Origin of the sequence: Caldalkalibacillus thermarum (assembly GCF_014644735.1) — a bacterium.
GTDB classification, from domain to species: domain Bacteria; phylum Bacillota; class Bacilli; order Caldalkalibacillales; family Caldalkalibacillaceae; genus Caldalkalibacillus; species Caldalkalibacillus thermarum.
In genome coordinates, this window is the sequence record NZ_BMKZ01000002.1 from 63,032 (window position 1) to 84,439 (window position 21,408).

Here is a 21,408-nt window from a genome sequence, read left to right on the forward strand (position 1 = left end):
GTGGTTACGAAATCTGGCTCTCTTCTTTGGACACCAAAACCTCCCTCGGTTTGCTTCCCTCATAGGGACCCACTATTCCATTGGCTTCCATGGCATCAATAAGACGTGCAGCACGGGTATAGCCAATGCGGAAACGCCTTTGCAGCATGGAAACGGAAGCCGACCCTTGCTGAATCACCAGCTCAACCGCCTGGTCGTACAATTCATCTTCCACAGACTCCCCTCCCTGTTCATCGGTCTGATCAGGGATCATATCCTCATGGTATTGGGCTTTTTGCTGATTTATACAATAGGTGACAACTTCTTGAACTTCCTCATCTGAAATAAAGGCCCCTTGGACACGCAAGGGCTTGGCCGCGCCCACGGGTAAAAAGAGCATATCTCCACGGCCCAGGAGCTTTTCAGCTCCCCCCATATCCAAAATGGTGCGAGAGTCAGCTTGTGATGAGACACCGAATGCAATACGGGAGGGAATATTGGCTTTGATGACGCCGGTGATCACATCTACAGAAGGACGCTGGGTGGCAATAATCAAGTGAATGCCTGCCGCACGAGCCATCTGGGCCAGGCGGCAAATGGAATCTTCCACATCACCGGGAGTGACCATCATCAGGTCGGCCAATTCATCAATTATCACTACAATATAAGGAAGCAGCGGTTTTTTTGCCTCAGCGTCAGCTTCATTTTCTTTACGTATCAAATCATTATATTTTTCGATATCCCGCGTCCCGCTCTGAGCAAAAAGTTCATAACGGCGTTCCATCTCGGCCACAACTTTTTTTAAGGCTAGCGAGGCTTTCTTGGGATCTGTTACCACAGGGACAAGTAAATGGGGGATGCCGTTATACACATTCAGTTCCACCATCTTGGGATCAATCATCATCAGTTTTACTTCATGGGGTTTGGCTTTATACAAAATGCTGGCAATCATGCTGTTAATACACACACTTTTTCCGCTTCCCGTTGCTCCAGCCACGAGCAGATGGGGCATTTTGTTCAGCTGGGCTACAATGGGTTCCCCAGAAATATCGCGTCCCAAGGCAATGCTCAGCTTAGACTTTGATTCATGGAAAGCCGAACTCTCCAGTACTTCTCTTAGGGTCACCATGGCCACATCTTTGTTGGGCACTTCAATGCCAATAGCCGACTTGCCCGGAATAGGCGCTTCAATGCGGATACCTTTGGCCGCCAATGCTAAAGCGATATCATCTGCCAGGCTGACAATCCGGCTGACCTTCACGCCGACAGCCGGGTGAATCTCATAGCGGGTTACAGCGGGGCCACGGTGAACTTGGGTCACCTTGGCATTGACCCCGAAGCTTTCCAGCGTTCTCTCCAGTTTGCGGGCATTGGCGCGCATATCCTGTATACCTGCCTGTTGATGTTTGGAGGGCTTACGCAGTAAAGAATAAGGAGGGAGTACATAGTCGTTTTCTTCACCATCTTCACGGTAAGCAATCACTTCATTGGCAGCGATATCCCGTTGTCTTTCTGGTCCGGTCTTTTTCCGCTCTGGCTTTTCCCTTTCAGTCGGACCCGCAGTTGGAACTGGTTGCTTCTTGTCTGTGCCAGCAAGTTCAGCTTGTCCGTCTTCATAGGCCACATCCGTAAAATCGCGGATCACCGGGTCCGCCTGATCAGAGGCACCGTCTTCACCCAAAAGATCACCGGCCAGACGACCATCTTCACCCCCACTGAAAATCCCTTTCGGTTTTTGAGCAAGCTTCTTGGGTACTTGGTTTACTGCTGCTCTTTCACGATCATCTTCTTTCATCATTTCTATAAAGGTCTGCCGTTTCTCTTTAAGCCACTCCACACCCCGGCGGTTGAAACGACGGATAGCCTTCAAAATATCAACATAAGAAATTCCAAACAGCAACATAACACCAATCAGAACCAAGAAAAAAATGACAATTAATGTCCCTGTTTCTGCCACCATAAAATTTAAACCGGCAAACAAAACGGCCCCAATCATCCCGCCACCGAGATCAACCGCGGGGATCTCAGCGGTGACATCTTCCACAAACAACTGCCATGTCATTTTTAACACCGATTGTGGAAAACGGCCAGCATCTGTCAAAGACTGAAAAAGTGTATAATGGTTCAGGATCAGTAAAGAACTAATGATTAAAAGCACACCTGTCCAACGATAATGCCATTTCGGCCAGTCTCGCTTAATGATTAAGTATATGGAAAGAAAAGCCAGCAACAACGGAATGATAAAGTCCCAGTTTCCAGCAAAAAAGCGAAACAAACCCCTGAATAAGATCCCTGCTGTTCCCGGTTGAACGAGGGCAATCACCGAGACCGCCAGAAGAATAAGACCATATAATTCATATACTAGGGCACGTTTAATTCGTTCTCTCCGCGCCTGTTTTCTGCGTTTACCCTTTCGTGCCATAGGGTCAACCCCTTGTTTAAAGATAGCATGAAAAACAGCCGATCATGATCGGCCATTTTTTATTAGTATAGCATGATTTGGTAATATGGACTAGCAGTCACTTGGAGGCACGGAAGTAAATCATGGAACCTGGAGAATAGTTTGGATTAAGATAATCCTGGGGATCGGCACTTATCAAGCGCACAATCTTCGCCTTAAACGGTCCACTGGGTTCAATCACCATTTTCACTCCATTATAATCAATCTCTTCATACCGGGGCTGAAATTGCTCATAACCCTCATAGACCAATTCCAAAGGCATTGAAGTATAAATAATCATTGCAACATCCCTCCCTGTTGCTGTTCCTGCTCTCTTCCCGCCAGATTCTCCTTAGAGGCTATAATCAGTTCGTTCAGCTTGCGCAGGGCTTGCCCCAAACCTCCCACCTCATCAATTAATCCATAGTTGACGGCATCGCTCCCTATCACATTTGTACCAATATCCCTTGTCAGTTCTCCCGTTTTGAACATTAACTCTTTAAATTTTTCATCTTTTATATTGGAGTGACGGGTAACAAAGCTGACAACCCGCTCCTGCATTTTGTCCAAATATTCAAAGGTTTGAGGGACACCAATCACTAAGCCGGTTAACCGGATAGGATGAATGGTCATCGTGGCGGTTTCGGCTATGAAACTGTAATCGGCTGCCACGGCAATCGGCACGCCGATGCTGTGCCCTCCACCCAACACAAGGGCGACTGTCGGTTTAGATGTACTGGCAATCATTTCAGCAATGGCCAAACCGGCCTCAACATCTCCCCCTACCGTGTTCAACACAACCAGAATACCTTCAATATTGGGATTTTGTTCAGCTGCCACCAGCTGGGGGATAATGTGTTCATACTTCGTTGTTTTGTTTTGGGGCGGAAGTTGAAGATGCCCTTCAATTTGCCCAATAATTGTCAAGCAATGAATATTGCTCTGAAAGCTAGGTAACCCTGGGGTACCCAATTGCTGGATTTTGTCAAGGATCCCCCCTTGTTTTTCCTGAGGAGGTGAGGGATTCTGGGTATTGAATGAAGCACCCCGCGCTTCTGGGTCAAGCGGTTTATTGGGATGTGCTTCACGTGTTGAATTTTGGTCTGTCATGCTTCATCCTCCTTCTCCCTTAGTATTCGTCAGGAACGAGATAACATACCTTAATATAAAAAGAAAAAGAGCCCCCTTCCCTGCGCAGGGAAGATGAGGCTCTAAAACACAAAAGCCAAGTCCGGTGTCAGGCTTCCATGATGATGGGTAAGATCATGGGCCGCCGACGGGTTTGTTCATAAAGGAAACGGCTTAACGCATCCCGGATATGAGTTTTTAAAGTTGACCAATCATGGGTTTGAACATTTTGACAGTGTTCCAAAGTGGTCATCACAAGCTGGATGGCTTCATCCATTAACTCCTCAGACTCACGGACATAGACAAACCCGCGTGAAATAATGTCCGGCCCTGAAATAACAGAACCAGTCTCCTTAGAGAGTGTAACTACAACAATCAATATCCCATCTTGTGATAATAATTTGCGGTCTCTCAGTACAATATTTCCCACGTCACCAACACCAAGGCCATCAATCAAAACATGTCCGGCCGGTACTTTGCCGCCCAGTCGTGCTTTACCTTTATGAAACTCTACAATATCCCCATTTTCAATCAGGAAAATGTTACCAGACGGAACACCAGTTGCTTCGGCTAATTTGCCATGCTGGCGAAGCATGCGGTATTCGCCATGAATGGGGATGAAGTACTTGGGCTTCATCAGGTTGAGCATGAGTTTTAACTCTTCTTGGCTGCCGTGACCAGAAACGTGAACGCCTTCCAATCCATAAACCACATGGGCACCGGCCCGGAACAGCTGGTCGATGGTACGGGAGACAAGCTTTTCATTCCCCGGAATAGGCGTCGCCGCAAAAATAACCGTATCTCCCGGAATAATGTCAACCTGTTTATGACTCGATTTAGCCATGCGGGTTAAAGCACTAATCGGCTCGCCTTGGCTGCCCGCGGATAAAATACATACCTTATGAGCTGGTAAACGATTCATTTCATCGATATCAATGAGCAAATGATCAGGGGCATATAAATAACCCAACTCACGGGCTATACGAACGACCTCGGACACATGGCGACCCACAATCGCTACCTTCCGGTTTGTTTCCAATGCGGCATCAAATACATTTTGAATACGGTGAATGTTAGAAGCAAAAGTAGCGACGATAATACGGCCTTTAGCTTTGAAAAATTGATCGACAATGGCCCGACCTACTTCCTTTTCAGAGCGGGTGTAACCTGGACGTTCGGCATTGGTGCTGTCAGAAAGCAAAGCTAGAACACCCTGCTCTCCAATTTCAGCCATGCGACCAATATCGGCATGCTCATCATTAATCGGTGTATAGTCAAATTTAAAATCCCCCGTGTGGACCACTCGTCCCTCGGGTGTATCAATACAAACCCCCACTGAATCTGGAATGCTGTGATTGGTTTTAAAGAAGGTAAGGGTAAAGCATCCCAGTTTGATCTTGCTCTTCTTGTGAATCAACACCCGTTTAACCTGATGGAGCAGATTAGCTTCTTTCAGTTTCGACTCGATTAAACCCAAAGTCAGTTTGGTTGCAAAAATAGGGGCTTTAATCCGTTTCAACACATAGGGCAGAGCGCCGATATGGTCTTCATGTCCGTGGGTAACCACAATACCCCGGATACGTTCTTTGTTCTCTTCCAGGTAAGTAATGTCAGGGATGACAATGTCGATTCCCAGCATATCTTCTTCGGGATATTTAAGTCCTGCATCAATAATAACGATGTCATCTCCATACTCTACAACATACATGTTTTTGCCAATCTCACCAACTCCACCTAAGGCGAAGATCAGCAATTTGTGTTCATTTTGTTTTGACAATTGATTTATCCTCCCATGTTGCCATATTCAGTTGTAGTTACACCCGAACAACGCCCCTGTCACAAAACTGAAAAACCGCACATATCACTTGATCCTATTATACAGGATGGGGATCGGTAATCACAAGTTCATTTATCCATTTTATACCTGTTGCCTGGTTTATCAGCAAAGAGGCAAGCGAAGAGGCTAAACGGTCCTATTTAAAATAATTCATAATATGTGTTTTTTCGCTTTCAGATAAAGGAACGAGAGGAGGGCGTACAGGCCCCACATCAATCCCCAACTCTGTTAATACTTGTTTCACTGGAACAGGGGACGGGGCAGCAAACAAAGCTTTACATTTGGGATAGAGCTCACCATGAATTTGAGCGGCTTCACTCACATTTCCTTCAACAAAGGCGGAAATCATGCGGCTCATTTCCCGCCCGACTACATGGCTGGCCACGCTAACGACACCGTAGCCGCCAATGGCAAGAACGGGAAGTGTTAGATTATCGTCTCCACTGTATAAAAGGAAATCATCCGGCGTACCTTTAATAATTTCTGTCATTTGACCTAGATGACCACTGGCCTCTTTGACCATGGTGATATTTGGAATCTCAGCCAGACGGCAAACGGTCTCCGCTTCCATGTTTACACTGGTCCGGCCAGGCACATTATATAACATCACAGGCAAGGATGTGGATTCGGCAATAGCCTTAAAATGTTGATACAGCCCTTCTTGATTAGGCCGATTATAATAGGGGGTAACCAGCATTACCCCATCTACCCCTAATTGCTCCGCTTTTTGAGTCAGCGCAATTGACTCTTGTGTATTATTACTCCCCGTTCCGGCGATCACTTTTACACGTCCGTCAGTCACCTCAAGCGTGTGTTCAAATAAGGTGAGTTTCTCATCCTTGGTTAATGTGGGCGATTCACCTGTCGTCCCCGCAACGACAATGGTTTCTGTTCCTGTTTGGATGAGATGTTCAATCACCTTCGTTTGGCGTTTTAAATCCAGTTTGCCTTCGACATCAAATGCGGTGACCATGGCTGTCAGCAAGCGTCCAAAACTCACGAGTTGTCCTCCCTTCTATGGTGTTGCTGATTTAATTTATGCAAATTAAATTTACGGTGCAAGGCATTCACAGCCCGAATCATATCTTCGTCCTTAACCAGAACCCAAATGGTTGTATGAGAATCGGCAGATTGCAAAATCTGAATATCTTCCTGTGTTAAAGCTTCAACAATTTGGGCCATTATTCCTGGCACGCCGGCCATGCCTGCTCCTACGATGGAAACTTTGGCGCAATGAGGTTCCACCTGAACCTCAAACTCCATTTCTTTAATCAGCGATATAGCCTGGTCGGCTACGTCATTAAACACCGTATAGGCCACGCCCATGGGATTCACATTGATGAAATCAACACTGATCTTGTTTTCTGCCATCGCCTTAAAGACTTTTAACTGCAAGTCATATTCATGTTCTTTGGCCAGCACTTTAATTTGGGTTAAGTTAGGAACATAAGCAATACCTGTAATCAAACGCTCGTTTAAATTCTCTTGATACTCTCTGACCTTATCCAATGTGGTCACCAAAGTGCCTGGATCGTCCGACATCGTGCTGCGCACCCGGATGGGCACCTGGCTTTGCATGGCAATTTCAACGGCCCGGGGGTGTATAACCTTTGCGCCTTGATAGGCCAGATTGCAAATCTCTGTATAGGTCACCCAGTTGAGCGGGGCAGCATCCTCCACAATACGGGGGTCTGCTGTCATAATCCCATCGACATCCGTAAAGATATCGACATATTCGGCTTTTAACGCCACTCCAAGGGCAGTTGCTGTGGTATCACTGCCTCCGCGGCCAAGGGTCGTAATTTCTCCAGCAGCTGTTCCACCTTGGAAACCGCAAACAACAACGACCTTATTTTTGGCAAGTTCATCTAAAATCCGTTGAGGGTTAACGGAAATGATCTGAGCCTGGCCAAACGTATCATTTGTCAGGATGCCCGCCTGAAAACCGGTTAATGCAACAGCAGGGATCCCTTGGGCGTTAAGCATGCTGGTTAACGTTGCGCTAGAGATAATTTCTCCGCAACTGAGCAGCAAATCCTTTTCCCGGTCCGAGAGATGATTGCCGTTTTGTTTGATCCACTCAAGCAGCGTATCGGTGGCGTAGGGGTCTCCCTTGCGTCCCATGGCAGAGACCACTACAACGACATGATAACCCTCTTCCCTTGCTTTTTTGATATGCTGAATGGCTTTGCCTCTAATCTCTTTATCCTTTAATGATGTTCCACCAAACTTTTGTACAATAATTTTCATCTAGAAATCCCTCTTTGGCTAAAGTAGCTGCTTCAGGATTGAAATTTTGAAATATAGGCTTCCGCAATCTGAATGCTGTTATAAGCCGCTCCCTTTAGCAAGTTGTCTGACACAACCCACAGATGCAACCCATTGGGACGGTCCAAATCCCGGCGGATTCGGCCCACAAACACTTCAGGACGTCCGGCAGCCCGAGTCGCCAAAGGATAGAGTTGTTCAGCCGGGTTATCTTCCACAATCACACCCGGAGCTTCGCGGAGCAGCTGTCTGACTTCTTCCACATTGACCTCTTGCTCTGTTTCAACATAGATAGACTCCGAGTGGCCGGTAAAAACGGGAATGCGAACGCAAGTCGCGGCTACCTCAATGGTGTCATCATGCATAATTTTTTTCGTTTCCCTAACCATTTTCATCTCTTCCAGTGTATAGTCATTTTCTTGGAAAAGATCGATTTGCGGAATAGCATTAAAGGCAATTTGGAATTTCTTCTTATCCTTGGCTACCGGCAGCACTTTCGGAGTGAACGCTTCACCATTTAAGACTTTGGCACTTTGTTCCTTCAGTTCTTCTACAGCCAAATTCCCAGCTCCAGAAACCGCTTGATAAGTGGAAACAATAATGCGTTTAAGCCCATACTTATCCTTAATGGGTTTAAGCGCAACCACCATTTGAATTGTTGAACAGTTGGGGTTGGCAATGATCCCTTGGTGCTTGCCAATATCCTCCAGATTCACCTCAGGAACAACAAGCGGAACATCAGGCTCCATGCGAAAAGCATTGGTGTTATCAATCACCAACGCACCCCGTTTAACTGCTTCTTTGGCAAACTGTTTGCTGACGCTCCCTCCTGCACTGAACAGGGCAATGTCAACACCATCAAAAGCTTCAGGAGTGGTTTCCTTAACCGTGATTGTTTCTCCCTTAAATGAGACTTGCTTTCCTGCTGAACGACGAGAAGCAAGCAAGGTGAGTTTGTGGATTGGAAACTGCCGCTCCTCTAACAGTCTGACCATTTGCTGTCCAACAGCACCTGTGGCACCAACAACTGCCACATGATATGTTTGACTATTCATGGATAAAACTCCTCCCCATGTTAAACTGCTTCACAATTTCTCTATTTTATGGTCACTATTCTAATATTTTAATTCATGTATTTATATTTTTCTACTATCATGGGTTGAAGTTGTTTCCCATCCAGAGCGGCCTCACATGTTTCCTTAATCAGTTCCATACGGGCGACCAAAGAATTCGTTTTGACAAAGGGGTTATCCTGTCCAAACGGTACAAAATAGATATTTTTGGTGTTGATCAGTTTAGCAACATTTGCCGCATTAAGTCCTAGCCCATCGTTGGTTGAAATGGCGACGACAACGGGACGAAGGTTGCGCAGTGTCGCTTTGGTTGCCATTAACACTGGACTGTCTGTTAAGGCGTTGGCTAGCTTCGCCGTCGTGTTGCCTGTCATGGGTGCGATGACCATGATATCAAGCAGTTTGGTGGGACCCAACGGTTCAGCTTTAACAATGCTGTCAATGATATCTTCACCCGTTATTGCTTTGATTTTGGCCACCCAGTCTTCCGCTTTGCCGAATTTAGTATCCGTTGTTTTCACAGTATGGGTCACAATGGGGATGACCCTTGCCCCCGCATCAACAAGTTTTTGGATTTCCGGTATGACGTCAGCATAAGTGCAATGGGAGCCGGTCAGACCGAAACCAATGGTTTTACCTTTTAAATCCATCATTTTCCCCCCCTGGCTTGTCGTTCTTCGATCAGCAGCTGTGTCACTACATTAGCCAATATGCGTCCGGCCGTTTTAGGAGCCACGATACCTGGCAAACCGGGAGCTAAAAGTGCCTTAATCCCTCTCTTCTCAGCAAACCTGAAGTCAACGCCTCCAGGATTAGACGCCAGGTCAATAATTAAGGCGTGAGAAGGTAAATGGACAATCACTTCCGCCGGAACCACTTTGGAGGGAATCGTGTTAAACAATATATCGCAGTGCTGAACATACTGTTTGATCTCCTGCAGATGGAAAGGCGTTAAACTCATTTCATAGCTGCGCGCTAAATGTTCCTTTTTACGGGCTCCGACAAAAACTTTGGCCCCAATGGCATGCAATGTTCTGGCTAAAGTCATACCCACGCGCCCCAATCCCAGCACCACACAATGAGACCCATGCAGAGTAATGTCAGTGTTTTGGATGGCCATCATCAAGGCCCCTTCTACCGTAGGAATAGAATTGTATATGGCCACATCATCCCGTTCCAAGAGCTGAACGAGCTTAAGGTTGTATTTTGAGGCCAACTGCTCCAAATAAGGGGTGGACATGCCCGTATAAATGACACAATGGTCAGGCAAGGCCTCAAGCCATTCATCTTTCAGGATAATGATTTGATCAGAAAAAATACTTTCCACAATCCCATCATCTTGTGTACCCACAACGGGAAGAATAAGGGCATCCACCTCTTCAAAAATCTCCGGAGAAGGATTTACTTTTGTTGCCCCTGGATACTGGCTCTCTAACCGGTTAAAACCTATGAGCAAGATCGTCGCATCCAATTCACTGCACTTTTTAATGACTTCTATTTGCCGGGCATCCCCGCCGATGAAAGCAACCTGACATCCCGTTAACATCAACGATTTGGCCCCTTTCTTGATCAGATTTAAATTTGCTGGATAGCCCAGTCTCTACCTTCATCGTATGACAGGGGACCAAGGGGAGTGCAGGAATTCCAGATTATTTTTTCAGTGATCTAGTCATATACTCTTCCTCTCTCCCTGAGTTCCACAATCATCATTTCCGGTCCAATCTTGCGCACGGCCCTCCACGGAATAACCAGCTCCGTCCGTTTTTTACCCAGGCCAAGGAAGGAAGCAGAGGGTAATAAGAGCGATTCTATGCTGCCAGTCGTCTCACAGATCACAAGATCGGTCTGGCCCACCATGCCCAAACGTTCGCCATTGTCCACATCGATAATTTCTTTGCTGTTCAGTTCACTTAAGCGCATTTACACCCTCTCCTTTGCACATTGATCTATTACTGTCTTATTCTCCTTTGACGAACATGATGACAAGGGCAACACGTTAAAGTTAAAAGACATAAAAAAACCCCATCAACAAGATGGGGAAGTGCTTAGACTAACAGTTGTTCCGGATGAATGCTGTCGGGGATATGCTCCAAAGGACTCACCAATGCAAAGCTGTGCTTCTGCTTGAACAACCGGGATGCCAATTGATGAACATCGTCCAGTGTAATCGCATCGATCCCAGCCACGATTTGATCCAAGGTGAGGTGTCTGTTTAAGAGCAATTCATTGCGGGCAATACGTGACATACGGGAGTTTGTGCTTTCAAGACTGAGCATCAGATGCCCTTTCAACTGTTCCTTTCCGTTCCGCAATTCCTTTTCAGTTACACCGTTTTGGGCCAGATCATGGAGGATGGATGTACATAACTCATACACTTGTTCTACCTGATGAACGGATGTTCCCGCATAAATATGCAGTGAGCCTGTTTCTTGAAAACAGGAGTGATAAGAGAATACGGAGTAAGCCAGCCCCTTCTCCTCTCTGATTTGCTGGAACAAGCGTGAACTCATACTACCGCCTAAAATATTATTTAATAAGATGAGGGCATACAGTTTTGAATCACCTAATGGCAATCCTTCTAAACCAATGCACAGGTGCGCTTGTTCTGTATCTTTCACTTTGAGTAAATGCTCACTGGTAACGCGGGGAAGGGGTTGTTTTTTTGGTTTGTGTTGGTTTTTAAAACGATCAAAATAGGTTTCTGTAAGACGAATCATTTGGTTTTCATCAATATTCCCCGCCACTGCGATCACTGTGTTTTCGGGGGTATAATACTGGTCTATATACCGCCGGAGATCCTCCGGGGTTAATTTCTGCAGGACCTCTTTGCGCCCCAAAATGTTATAGCCTAAGGAATGATTCTTGTATGTGGCCTCGGCAATCAGATCATGAACCACATCATCTGGTGTATCTTCATACATGTGCAGCTCCTCAATTACCACATTTTTCTCTTTTTCTAACTCTTCTTCACTGAAAGTGGCATTGAAAAACATATCAGATAAAACATCGAAGGCATATTCAACATGCTGATCCAGCACCTTGGCGTAATAACAGGTATATTCTTTAGACGTAAAAGCATTTAAATGGCCGCCGATGCTGTCAAAAGCTTCAGCAATATCCCGTGCGCTGCGGGTCGTAGTGCCCTTAAACAGCATATGCTCAATAAAATGTGAGATGCCATTGTTATCAGGCGTCTCGTGCTTTGATCCGGCACCAATCCAAACGCCGATGGATACAGAGCGGACCGAAGGTATTTTTTCCATGACGAGGCGCAAACCGCTTGCATATCGATGTGTTTTAATCAAGGCGAATCCTCCTTAAACGATGCCAGTAGTGCTCTGTTTAAGCAATAATATACCAAAGTTATTCAACCCTCACAATAGCCATGGTTCTCTCAGGACTGAGCACTTCCGATACGGTTCCGGCCCGTAATTCTTTTTGCAGGGCACCTTCGATCAAGTTTGGCAAAGCTTGGACGGTTGAGGCTGTCGGATGCATCAGAATCAGTGCGCCATTTTCCAGATAGGGCACAATGCGTGCTGTAATTTCCGCAGGAGAAGGTTCTTTCCAATCCACCGTGTCCAGTGTCCACATCACAGTGTGCATATTGAATTCCCTGGCTACTTTCACCACACGGTCATCATAGGTACCAGCAGGCGGGGCAAAGTAATGGCTGTTTACGCCCAATTCTTGTATAAGTGCCTCGGTCTTGCTGATTTCCTCTTGAATCTCTGCAATACTGAGCCTGCGCATGTCAGGGTGGGAATAGGCATGGTTGCCAAGTTCATGTCCCCGTTTAATCAATTCCTGAGCCACTTCTTTATTGCGGGAAAGCCATTTACCATCCAGGAAAAAGGTTGCTTTGACCTGATAATCATCAAAAATGTCCAACATGTCCGGTAAATATTCTGTTCCCCAGGCTACGTTCACCATAAAGGCAACCATTGGTTTTTGGGGATTCCCCCTGTAAATTGGAGCAGGTGGCAAATCTTCCAAACCCACCTCCGGTTCCACTTCTTTGATGACCAGATGTTCAAGTTGGACTTTCCCGGCCTGCTTCGCCAGATGATACGACTTATCAATGTCCACTTCTAATCCGTTGTAGCCTGGTATCGCTTTCCAGACGCGATCTATTCGGGCATTGACAGGTTTTTCATTAATCTTCTTGCTTAACTCCTTTATTTCACTAAGCAAAACATCTTGACCGGGAACCTGGTTTATTTCATCTGCACCCTCTTGGCCAGCCAGTTTAGGGTTAGCTGCCGACCTGGCTATCGTCTCCACATGGGGGTTTTTTAAGGTATGTATGTATGACTGAACAGGGTGGGTGTTAATGAGGACCATCACTATCAATATGGTAAGGCCATAACACATCACGGTCAAAAAATACAATCCTGTTTTAGAATTGGACATGCCATATCCTCCCGTGGACAAATTCTTCTGTCATCATTGTATTGTCCATGGGAGAAATTGATGCAAAAAAATTGAGGCTATATGACTATAGCGCTCAATTTCTTTTGCTGAAAAATTTCCGGTTTTGGTCTTTAAGCAATGCTTTGCGAGACAGATTGACACGTCCATGTTCATCAATTTCTGTCACTTTGACCAGGATATCATCCCCAATCTTAACCACATCCTCCACGCGGTTGACCCGCCCTTCAGCCAGTTGTGAAATGTGAACCAGCCCTTCCTTGCCTGGCAGAATTTCTACAAAGGCACCAAACTTTTCAATCCGCTTCACTTTGCCAAGGTAGGTCTCACCAACTTCAACATCCCGGACAATGTTTTCAATCATTTGCTGTGCCTTCTTGATCATGTTCACATCTGGCGAAGCGATGTATAAACGACCATCCTGCTCAATATCAATCTTAACCCCTGTTTCATCAATAATTTGATTGATCATGCGGCCACTCGGTCCAATGACATCGCGTATTTTCTCCGGTGAAATACGCATTGTCTTAATTTTCGGCGCATACGTTGACAGCTCTTTTCTAGGCTGATCAATTACAGCCAGCATTTTATCCAAAATGTACAAGCGCCCTTTGCGCGCCTGCTCCAGCGCTTTAACCAAGATTTCCTTGGACAATTGATCAATCTTAATGTCCATCTGCAAAGCTGTGACACCTTTTTTGGTTCCAGCGACTTTAAAGTCCATATCTCCCAGGGCATCTTCAATGCCTTGAATATCTGAAAGAATGGTAATCTGATCGCCTTCTTTAACCAGACCCATGGCGATACCGGCAACAGGTGCTTTAATCGGTACACCCGCGTCCATTAAAGCCAACGTGCTGGCACAAATGCTTGCTTGGGAAGTGGAACCGTTGGACTCTAAGACTTCAGAAACTAAGCGGATCGTATATGGAAATTCTTCTTCAGAAGGAATAACCGGTTCCAAGGCTCGCTCTCCTAACGCGCCATGACCGATTTCCCGGCGGCCAGGAGCTCTCGGTGGCCGAGCTTCCCCAACACTAAACGGTGGAAAGTTATAATGGTGCATAAAGCGTTTCGATTCTTCAACACCTAAACCGTCCAAGATCTGGACATCTCCCAACGCGCCCAGTGTGCAGACGCTGAGTGCCTGTGTTTGTCCGCGGGTAAATAATCCCGAGCCGTGCGTGCGCGCCAGCAAGCCAACCTCACAGGAGATAGGCCTAATCTCATCACTTTTACGTCCGTCGGGCCTGATCTTCTCCACCGTGATCAGGCGGCGAACTTCTTTTTTAAGCAGAGAGTCAAATACGATCTCAACATCCTTCAGCTTTTTCTCCCGCTCTTCATCATCTTCAGCAATACTTTCACTAATGTGCTGTACAGTTTCATCTTTTAGGGCTTGAATCGCCTCTTCCCGTGCTTTCTTCTCCTTGACCAGGATAACGTCCAGCAGACGGTCTTTGGTGAAGGCTTCAACAGCCTGTTCGATCTCGGGTGCAACTTCATACAGTTCAACTTCCATTTTTTCTTTGCCGACTTCTTTCGTAATTTCAAGCTGGAAGTTGACCAATTTTTGAATTTCCTCGTGCCCCCTTAGCATGGCTTCTAGCATGATCTCTTCAGGCACTTCATCTGCTCCTGCCTCCACCATGTTAATGCCCTGCTGGGTACCGGCAACAATCAGGTTTATGTCACTCTTTTCCAACTGTTGCCAAGTCGGGTTGATAATTAATTCATCACCTATCCGACCGACATTAACACCAGCAATAGGACCGGCAAAGGGGATGTCTGAAATCATCAAAGCCAAGGAAGAGCCAATCATCGCTGTAATTTCTGGTGAGCAATCCTGATCAACAGATAACACTGTGCTGATCACATGCACTTCGTTGCGGAACCCATCTGGGAACAGAGGGCGGATTGGCCTGTCAATCAAACGGCTGGCCAAAACCGCTTTTTCACTGGGACGGCCTTCCCGTTTGATAAATCCACCTGGAATTTTCCCCACTGCATAGAGCCGCTCTTCGTAATTGACCGTTAAGGGAAAAAAGTCCAGGTCTTTTGGCTCCTTCGAAGCAGTCACTGTACATAAGACAGCTGTGTCACCGTAACGGGCCAAAATAGCACCATTAGCTTGTTTGGCCATCTTGCCCACTTCGAAACGAAGCGGCTTACCTGCCCACTCCATTTCGTAGACTTTGAAGTCGTCATGACTCATCGTATACTGTTTCCTCCTCTCAGTATAGCTCTAAATATTCGCTAATAATTTAGTATTTCCTTCTTTTTATTGATTAAAAAATAAATATAACACAGGTGGGCTCATGACGCAGAAAAAGCGGGAGATCTCCCGCTTTCTCTCTTTTATCGGCGCAATCCAAGTTTCTTAATCAGGTTGCGGTAACGCTGAATGTCTTTCTTGCGAAGATAGTTTAACAAGTTGCGGCGCTGACCAACCATTTTTAACAAACCACGCCGTGAATGGTGATCTTTTTTGTGTTTGCGCAAATGCTCGTTCAGGTAATTGATTTTTTCCGTAAGGATAGCAATTTGCACTTCCGGAGATCCTGTGTCATTTTCATGCACTTTGAATTCCTCGATGATTTCCCGTTTGCGTTCTTGTGTTAATGCCATCCTCATTCACCTCCTTCATGTGATCCCCTAAAGCTTAGCCATACGGTGGTGAGTCGTAGAGCCAAGCAATAGGTTAACTAAGGGCCCTGATCAGGACGTCCCAAGCTAAGATATCATAAATTTACACATTTGTCGAGCCCAATAATATGCTGTGTGCCCGGCGGATGTCACTTTCAATTTGGGTGCGCAAGGCCTCAATGGACTCAAATTTACGTTCTGAACGTAAAAAATCAATAAACTCAATCGCTAATGTTTCACCGTATAAGTCCCCGTTGAAGTCAAGCAAATGCACTTCAATCGAAACGGGATGGTCTCCCTGTAGAAAAGTAGGTTTCTTGCCCACATTGACAACGCCAGGATAACGGTGCTTCCCCCTTACCACATAGACAGCGTAAACTCCATATCTTGGGATCACGTAGGGGTAAGCAGGGGCAATATTGGCGGTTGGAAAACCAATTGTTCTTCCCCTTTTATCTCCGTGAACCACTAATCCTGTAATGCGATAAGGGCGGCTTAATAAATCACGAACCTTTGACACCTCTCCCGCTTTTAACAGCGAACGAATGCGAGAAGAACTGATTTTATGATTTTCCTGTTCAATTTTGGATACAACTTCAAAAGCAAAATCTGCCTTTTCCCGGCTCCACCGTGCTAAGGTGTGGATATCGCCTGCCCCCTTATGACCAAAGCGGAAATCGAATCCAGTTACCACCTGCTTAATGTTCAGGCCCACAATATACTGTTCGATAAACTCGGCAGGCGTCAGCTTTGATAATGCAGGGGTAAACTGAACCACATAGGCTGCATCAAGCCCCATCCCGGCCAACATCTCCAGTTTATCAGGAAGGGGCGTAAGGTAAGCTGGAGCTTGTACCAGGCCAAGCACCTCTTTCGGATGGGGGTAAAATGTCATCACAGCTGAGCGTAAACCCAGCACAGCCGCCTGTTGCATTGCTTTAGCAATTACGGCTTGATGACCACGATGCACCCCGTCAAAATTACCAAGCGCAACACTTGCCGGGGCAGGTCTTTCTTTCAGTTCCGACGGATGGGTGACACGATATACTTTCATAGGAAACTCCTTTATGTCTCAAAGACTTTCACAGGTTTTAACACAGATGATCGCTGCCCGCAACAAAGCGCGGTAAATTGACCATAAGGGTCATACACACGGTACAGTTCATCCTCCTCTAACCTTTGGCTAACCCGGATGGCCTGTCCGTGTTTGACCCGTTTAATCTTATCCCAATCCAATTCCACTTTCGGATAGTTGGTCAATGCGGCATCCATTGGAAGCAACTGCTCGACCCACTCAGCCGGACTCCATGTCTTGATCTCATCAAACGTCACACACTGTGCTAAAGTAAAGGGCCCGCTCCTGGTCCGCACAAGAGAGGAAAGGTGAGCAGGAAAGCCCAAGGTCCGGCCGATATCTACCCCTAAGGTGCGCACGTAAGTCCCTTTGGAACAAAGCACTTTAAACGTGATGGTGGGATAGGGCAACACTGGATCATAACGGACGAGTTTCAGCCGGTGAATCACCACCCGGCGGCTGGGCCGCTCAATTTCGATCCCCTCCCTGGCCCACTCATACAAACGTTTGCCTTTTACCTTAACAGCTGAATACATGGGAGGAGTTTGTTCAATTTCCCCCATAAATTGACTCAACGCCTCTAAAACAGCCTGTTCAGTGGGGGGGTGATCCACTGGTTTCTCTTCAATCACATCGCCTGTATGGTCCTCTGTTGTGGTAGCATAGCCCAGTTTGACTTCAGCAATATATTCTTTTTCTTTTTCGGTTAAAAACTGGGCAATTTTTGTGGCACGGCCGAGGCAAATGGGCAGAACCCCTGTCACTTCGGGATCTAAAGTGCCTGTATGGCCCACTTTTTTGGTTTTGGCTAGTTTTCTGACCGCGAGAACGCAGTCATGGGATGTCATCCCTTTGGGTTTATTCAGGACCAGGATACCAGTTAATTTACCCATTTTTTCTAGTGAAACACCTCTTCCAATTTAGCCAGCAATGCCTTTTTCGCTTCATCTAATGTCCCTCTGTAGGTGAAACCTGCCGCCTTGGCATGGCCGCCACCTCCAAATGCTTGGGCAATCTCAGCCACATTAACCGTATCCTTTGAACGGAGAGAGACTTTCACCTCTCCTTCTTTCATCTCTTTAAGTAATACTCCCACTTTTACACCAGCAATTTTACTCGGGTATCCCACTAACCCATCAATATCGTCACGCTCAGCTTGGGCCTGTTTGATGGCGTCAAGTGAAACAGCCATTAACGCCACTTGCTGTTCATAGGCAAATGTTAAAGTATCCAAAGCTATCTTTAAAATTCTCACATGCCCCATCGTGATCGTTTCTAGGGAATGTTGGGCAATTTTGGCAGGCTCGAGGTTAAACTTTAACAGATCTGCTGCCATCTCCATGACCTTGTGGGTCGTATTGGAGTAGCGAAAGCCACCGGTATCGGTTAAAAGACCGGTATACAGTGCTTCGGCCAGATCCTGATTAAGAGCTTGCCGAAAATGGAGACAACATAAATCATACAAAATTTCTGTGGTGGATGCCGCCTCAGGATAGATCACATTGACTTGGCCAAAACAGGTGTTCGTTGGATGATGATCGATATTTAATAGCTCAACATTTTCCGCAAACAAATGACCAATGTCGCCAAACCGCTCCTCATCGGCCACATCGACGGCAATCACATACCGGAAACGATGATTTACAGGCTGTTCAGCCAAATTAATAATCCCGTCAAATCCCTTTAAAAAAGAAAAGCGTTGAGGGGAAGGCCCCTCATTAACAAGAGTGAATGATTTACCCAGATGCCGGAGCAAATGGGCCACTGCCAGTACTGATCCTGTTGCATCACCATCTGGATTGACATGGGAAATAACCAAAAAATGGTCATTTGTTTTTATAAACCGTGACGCTTCAGCCAGTGCTTGCTGGTATGATTGCATAGACTTAACCCCTTAGCTTTTATCCTCTTGATTGATTTCTTTTAGCAACTTTTCAATCCGGTTGCCATACTCAATGGATGCATCAAATTTAAAGATCAGTTGGGGTGTGTGCCGCAAACGCACCCGGCGGCCAATTTCAGAACGGATAAAACCCTTCGCTTTCTCCAAGGCTTCCAATGTTTGTTCCTTTTGTTCCTCATTGCCGAGCACAGTCAGGTAAACCTCAGCTTGTTGCAGATCACCGCTCATCTCCACGTCAGTCACCGTGACAAACCCAATGCGGGGATCCTTTAATTCCTGCTGAAAAATCTGGCTCAGTTCTTTTTTAATCGCCTCACCAACACGCTGAACGCGCACCTCGCGCATGCTGCTCACCCCCTTATCAATCACGCTTATCTCTTGACTTCTTCCATGACATAAGCTTCAATGATATCTCCTTCTTTGATGTCGTTATAATTCTCAATCGTGATGCCGCATTCATACCCTTGGGCCACTTCTCGGACGTCATCCTTAAAGCGTTTCAAAGCATTGATTTTACCTTCGTGAATGACAACTCCGTCACGAATGAGCCGCACAAAGGAATCCCGGGTAATTTTACCCTCCTTAACATACGAACCGGCAATAGTCCCCACTTTGGATACCTTGAAGATTTGCCGCACTTCCACCGTGCCGATGATTTTTTCACGATACTCGGGATCAAGCATCCCTTTCATGGCGTTTTCAATTTCTTCCGTTACGTTGTATATGATGCGGTGCAGACGGATGTCCACTTTCTCTTGTTCAGCCAGTTGTTTAGCTTGCGGCTGTGGACGCACATTAAAGCCGATCACGATGGCATTGGACGCAGCTGCCAAAGTGATATCAGATTCAGTGATCGCCCCTACACCTGAATGAATAATCTTGACGCGTACCCCTTCCACATCAATTTTTTCCAAGGCTGCTTTTAAGGCTTCAACCGATCCTTGAACATCCGCTTTAAGGATCACATTAATCTCCTTGATGTCACCTTCTTGAATTTGTTGGAACAATTCATCCAAACTGACTCTTTGTGTTTGAGCAAGCTCTTTCTGTTTTTGTTTTTCAGCCCGCGCCTCAGCGATGGCCCGCGCCTTTTTCTCATCTTCAAAAACCTTGAACTGATCTCCCGCTTGAGGCACGTCTTGCAAACCAATGATCTCCACAGGAGTAGACGGCCCAGCCTCTTTAATTCGCTGACCATTGTCATTGGTCATGGCCCTTACACGGCCAAAGGTGTTGCCCACGACAATGGGATCACCCACGTGCAGGGTACCATTTTGGACCAGAACAGTGGCAACAGGTCCTTTGCCTTTGTCCAGTTTGGCTTCGATCACAGTACCGGTTGCCAGTCGGTCCGGATTGGCTTTCAGCTCTTCCATTTCAGCCACAAGCAGAACCATTTCCATCAGTTCATCTAACCCTTCCCCTTTCAGAGCAGAAATGGGGACAAAGATGGTGTCGCCACCCCACTCTTCAGGGACCAGATTGAGTTCCATCAATTCCTGCTTGACTTTCTCAGGGTTTGCTTCCGGTTTATCCATCTTGTTGATGGCCACAATAATAGGCACTTTGGCTGCTTGAGCATGATTAATCGCTTCCCTCGTCTGAGGCATGACCCCATCGTCCGCAGCTACGACGATAATGGCAATATCCGTTACCTGAGCCCCTCTGGCTCTCATCGTGGTAAACGCTTCATGGCCCGGGGTATCCAGGAAAGTGATTTTTTTCTGTTCATATTCCACTTGATAAGCCCCGATATGCTGGGTAATGCCTCCCGCCTCTTGGGCCGTTACATTCGTGTGCCGGATGGCATCGAGAAGTGTGGTTTTGCCATGGTCTACATGCCCCATCACCGTGACGACGGGCGGTCTTTCTTTCAGTTGATCTGGATCATCTTGTTCTTCAATCTGCTCAAATTCGGTCTCATCAACCTCTACTTTTTGCTCAACCTTTACACCGTATTCTTCGGCGATAAGGGTAATGGCATCCATATCCACTTCCTGGTTGATATTAGCCATGATGCCAAGCAGCATCAGCTTTTTGATGATTTCCGAAGGCTCTTTTTTCAAACGTTTGGCCAGTTCACCTACGGTGAGGGGACCGGTAATGGTTATTTTTTCAACCGGCTTTTCAACCGGTTTTTCAACTGGTTTTTGCTGGGCAGTCTTTTGATTTTTGTTAGCCTCTTTCTGCTTCTTAGGCTTGCTTCCATGTGCAACATGGAGATGTTCCTTGTCATCCCTATGTTTGGACAGTTTTCTTCTTCTGGGTTTTTCTTTTTTGGGGATGTTCTCCGTCTCATCATCTGGCCCAGTCTCAGCACGGGATAGTACGGGCTGTCTAGGCTTTTCCCGATTTCCCTTTTTAGCCTGACCTTTCGGGGACTTGGGCTTTTTGTCGCTGTTTCGTTTAGTAGCAGATGCTGCTTTGGCTTTAGGTTCGGCTTTCTGCTTTAATTTTTTCATATAATCTTCCACTTTTGTGACCATCTCCGAATCCATAACACTCATATGATTGCGCACATCAATATCAAGACGTTTCAGGATTTCTAATACTTCCTTGCTGGTCATGTTCTGATTTCTGGCATATTCATACACGCGCAGTTTTTGTGTCATAACGTCACCCCCAAAG

General features: G+C 46.3%; 19 protein-coding genes. All 19 read right to left on the minus strand.

Features of this window, described 5'->3' with window-relative positions; translation table 11 throughout:
* Positions 1-4 precede the first annotated feature (4 nt).
* The 19 genes from IEW48_RS01415 to infB all read right to left on the minus strand — a co-directional run bounded on the left by IEW48_RS01415 (position 5) and on the right by infB (position 21,392).
* The gene (locus IEW48_RS01415; RefSeq protein WP_188622269.1) at positions 5-2,401 is read right to left on the minus strand and encodes an FtsK/SpoIIIE family DNA translocase; all 2,397 of its coding nucleotides are present in this window, start codon (positions 2,399-2,401) and stop codon (positions 5-7) included.
* Between the two features lie 97 nt (positions 2,402-2,498).
* Entirely contained in the window at positions 2,499-2,720 is a 222-nt protein-coding gene (locus tag IEW48_RS01420; protein WP_188622270.1) for a YlzJ-like family protein, read from the minus strand.
* Positions 2,717-3,529, minus strand: coding sequence for a ClpP family protease (locus tag IEW48_RS01425; RefSeq protein WP_007505975.1), 813 nt, complete (start codon positions 3,527-3,529; stop codon positions 2,717-2,719). The genes IEW48_RS01420 and IEW48_RS01425 overlap by 4 nt, the downstream gene beginning before the upstream one ends.
* 127 nt (positions 3,530-3,656) lie before the next feature.
* The gene (locus IEW48_RS01430) at positions 3,657-5,324 is read right to left on the minus strand and encodes a ribonuclease J (RefSeq protein ID WP_007505976.1); all 1,668 of its coding nucleotides are present in this window, start codon (positions 5,322-5,324) and stop codon (positions 3,657-3,659) included.
* Between the two features lie 196 nt (positions 5,325-5,520).
* Positions 5,521-6,384: a 4-hydroxy-tetrahydrodipicolinate synthase gene (dapA, locus tag IEW48_RS01435; protein ID WP_268236515.1), complete on the minus strand. Its 864-nt coding sequence runs from the start codon at positions 6,382-6,384 to the stop codon at positions 5,521-5,523.
* Positions 6,381-7,634: an aspartate kinase gene (gene dapG / locus IEW48_RS01440; RefSeq protein ID WP_188622271.1), complete on the minus strand. Its 1,254-nt coding sequence runs from the start codon at positions 7,632-7,634 to the stop codon at positions 6,381-6,383. The genes dapA and dapG overlap by 4 nt, the downstream gene beginning before the upstream one ends.
* 32 nt (positions 7,635-7,666) lie before the next feature.
* The gene (locus IEW48_RS01445; protein ID WP_188622272.1) at positions 7,667-8,707 is read right to left on the minus strand and encodes an aspartate-semialdehyde dehydrogenase; all 1,041 of its coding nucleotides are present in this window, start codon (positions 8,705-8,707) and stop codon (positions 7,667-7,669) included.
* A gap of 68 nt (positions 8,708-8,775) precedes the next feature.
* A complete protein-coding gene (locus IEW48_RS01450) occupies positions 8,776-9,375 on the minus strand; it encodes a dipicolinate synthase subunit B (RefSeq protein WP_188622273.1) in 600 nt (199 codons plus the stop codon).
* On the minus strand, positions 9,375-10,271 hold the full coding sequence (dpaA, locus tag IEW48_RS01455) for a dipicolinic acid synthetase subunit A (protein WP_188622274.1): 897 nt from the start codon (positions 10,269-10,271) through the stop codon (positions 9,375-9,377). The genes IEW48_RS01450 and dpaA overlap by 1 nt, the downstream gene beginning before the upstream one ends.
* Before the next feature lie 119 nt (positions 10,272-10,390).
* Positions 10,391-10,645 carry a YlmC/YmxH family sporulation protein gene (locus IEW48_RS01460; RefSeq protein WP_007505982.1) on the minus strand — a complete coding sequence of 85 codons (255 nt, stop codon included), beginning with the start codon at positions 10,643-10,645 and terminating at the stop codon, positions 10,391-10,393.
* 125 nt (positions 10,646-10,770) lie between these two features.
* On the minus strand, positions 10,771-12,030 hold the full coding sequence (locus IEW48_RS01465) for a M16 family metallopeptidase (RefSeq protein WP_188622275.1): 1,260 nt from the start codon (positions 12,028-12,030) through the stop codon (positions 10,771-10,773).
* Positions 12,031-12,088: 58 nt separating this feature from the next.
* Positions 12,089-13,138 (minus strand): polysaccharide deacetylase family protein, encoded by a 1,050-nt coding sequence (locus IEW48_RS01470; RefSeq protein ID WP_188622276.1) that lies wholly within the window; start codon positions 13,136-13,138, stop codon positions 12,089-12,091.
* A 94-nt stretch (positions 13,139-13,232) separates the two neighbouring features.
* Entirely contained in the window at positions 13,233-15,371 is a 2,139-nt protein-coding gene (pnp, locus tag IEW48_RS01475; protein WP_188622277.1) for a polyribonucleotide nucleotidyltransferase, read from the minus strand.
* A 143-nt stretch (positions 15,372-15,514) separates the two neighbouring features.
* Positions 15,515-15,784, minus strand: coding sequence for a 30S ribosomal protein S15 (gene rpsO / locus IEW48_RS01480; protein ID WP_188622278.1), 270 nt, complete (start codon positions 15,782-15,784; stop codon positions 15,515-15,517).
* A 121-nt stretch (positions 15,785-15,905) separates the two neighbouring features.
* Positions 15,906-16,856 (minus strand): bifunctional riboflavin kinase/FAD synthetase, encoded by a 951-nt coding sequence (locus tag IEW48_RS01485; RefSeq protein ID WP_188622279.1) that lies wholly within the window; start codon positions 16,854-16,856, stop codon positions 15,906-15,908.
* 11 nt (positions 16,857-16,867) lie between these two features.
* Positions 16,868-17,770, minus strand: coding sequence for a tRNA pseudouridine(55) synthase TruB (gene truB, locus IEW48_RS01490; protein ID WP_188622280.1), 903 nt, complete (start codon positions 17,768-17,770; stop codon positions 16,868-16,870).
* Positions 17,771-17,775: 5 nt separating this feature from the next.
* Entirely contained in the window at positions 17,776-18,759 is a 984-nt protein-coding gene (locus IEW48_RS01495) for a DHH family phosphoesterase (protein ID WP_188622281.1), read from the minus strand.
* A gap of 12 nt (positions 18,760-18,771) precedes the next feature.
* Complete coding sequence (gene rbfA / locus IEW48_RS01500) at positions 18,772-19,125, minus strand: 30S ribosome-binding factor RbfA (RefSeq protein WP_188622282.1); 354 nt, start codon at positions 19,123-19,125, stop codon at positions 18,772-18,774.
* 26 nt (positions 19,126-19,151) lie between these two features.
* Positions 19,152-21,392 carry a translation initiation factor IF-2 gene (infB, locus tag IEW48_RS01505; protein ID WP_188622283.1) on the minus strand — a complete coding sequence of 747 codons (2,241 nt, stop codon included), beginning with the start codon at positions 21,390-21,392 and terminating at the stop codon, positions 19,152-19,154.
* Positions 21,393-21,408: the final 16 nt, after the last annotated feature.

Bases quoted from the DNA above. Each gene is read 5' to 3' on its own strand.
- IEW48_RS01415 (WP_188622269.1), bottom strand. From the start codon at position 2,401: ATGGCACGAAAGGGTAAACGCAGAAAACAGGCGCGGAGAGAACGAATT.
- IEW48_RS01420 (WP_188622270.1), bottom strand. From the start codon at position 2,720: ATGATTATTTATACTTCAATGCCTTTGGAATTGGTCTATGAGGGTTAT.
- IEW48_RS01425 (WP_007505975.1), bottom strand. From the start codon at position 3,529: ATGACAGACCAAAATTCAACACGTGAAGCACATCCCAATAAACCGCTT.
- dapG (WP_188622271.1), bottom strand. From the start codon at position 7,634: ATGAAAATTATTGTACAAAAGTTTGGTGGAACATCATTAAAGGATAAA.
- IEW48_RS01445 (WP_188622272.1), bottom strand. From the start codon at position 8,707: ATGAATAGTCAAACATATCATGTGGCAGTTGTTGGTGCCACAGGTGCT.
- IEW48_RS01450 (WP_188622273.1), bottom strand. From the start codon at position 9,375: ATGGATTTAAAAGGTAAAACCATTGGTTTCGGTCTGACCGGCTCCCAT.
- dpaA (WP_188622274.1), bottom strand. From the start codon at position 10,271: ATGTTAACGGGATGTCAGGTTGCTTTCATCGGCGGGGATGCCCGGCAA.
- IEW48_RS01460 (WP_007505982.1), bottom strand. From the start codon at position 10,645: ATGCGCTTAAGTGAACTGAACAGCAAAGAAATTATCGATGTGGACAAT.
- IEW48_RS01470 (WP_188622276.1), bottom strand. From the start codon at position 13,138: ATGTCCAATTCTAAAACAGGATTGTATTTTTTGACCGTGATGTGTTAT.
- pnp (WP_188622277.1), bottom strand. From the start codon at position 15,371: ATGAGTCATGACGACTTCAAAGTCTACGAAATGGAGTGGGCAGGTAAG.
- rpsO (WP_188622278.1), bottom strand. From the start codon at position 15,784: ATGGCATTAACACAAGAACGCAAACGGGAAATCATCGAGGAATTCAAA.
- IEW48_RS01485 (WP_188622279.1), bottom strand. From the start codon at position 16,856: ATGAAAGTATATCGTGTCACCCATCCGTCGGAACTGAAAGAAAGACCT.
- truB (WP_188622280.1), bottom strand. From the start codon at position 17,770: ATGGGTAAATTAACTGGTATCCTGGTCCTGAATAAACCCAAAGGGATG.
- IEW48_RS01495 (WP_188622281.1), bottom strand. From the start codon at position 18,759: ATGCAATCATACCAGCAAGCACTGGCTGAAGCGTCACGGTTTATAAAA.
- rbfA (WP_188622282.1), bottom strand. From the start codon at position 19,125: ATGCGCGAGGTGCGCGTTCAGCGTGTTGGTGAGGCGATTAAAAAAGAA.
- infB (WP_188622283.1), bottom strand. From the start codon at position 21,392: ATGACACAAAAACTGCGCGTGTATGAATATGCCAGAAATCAGAACATG.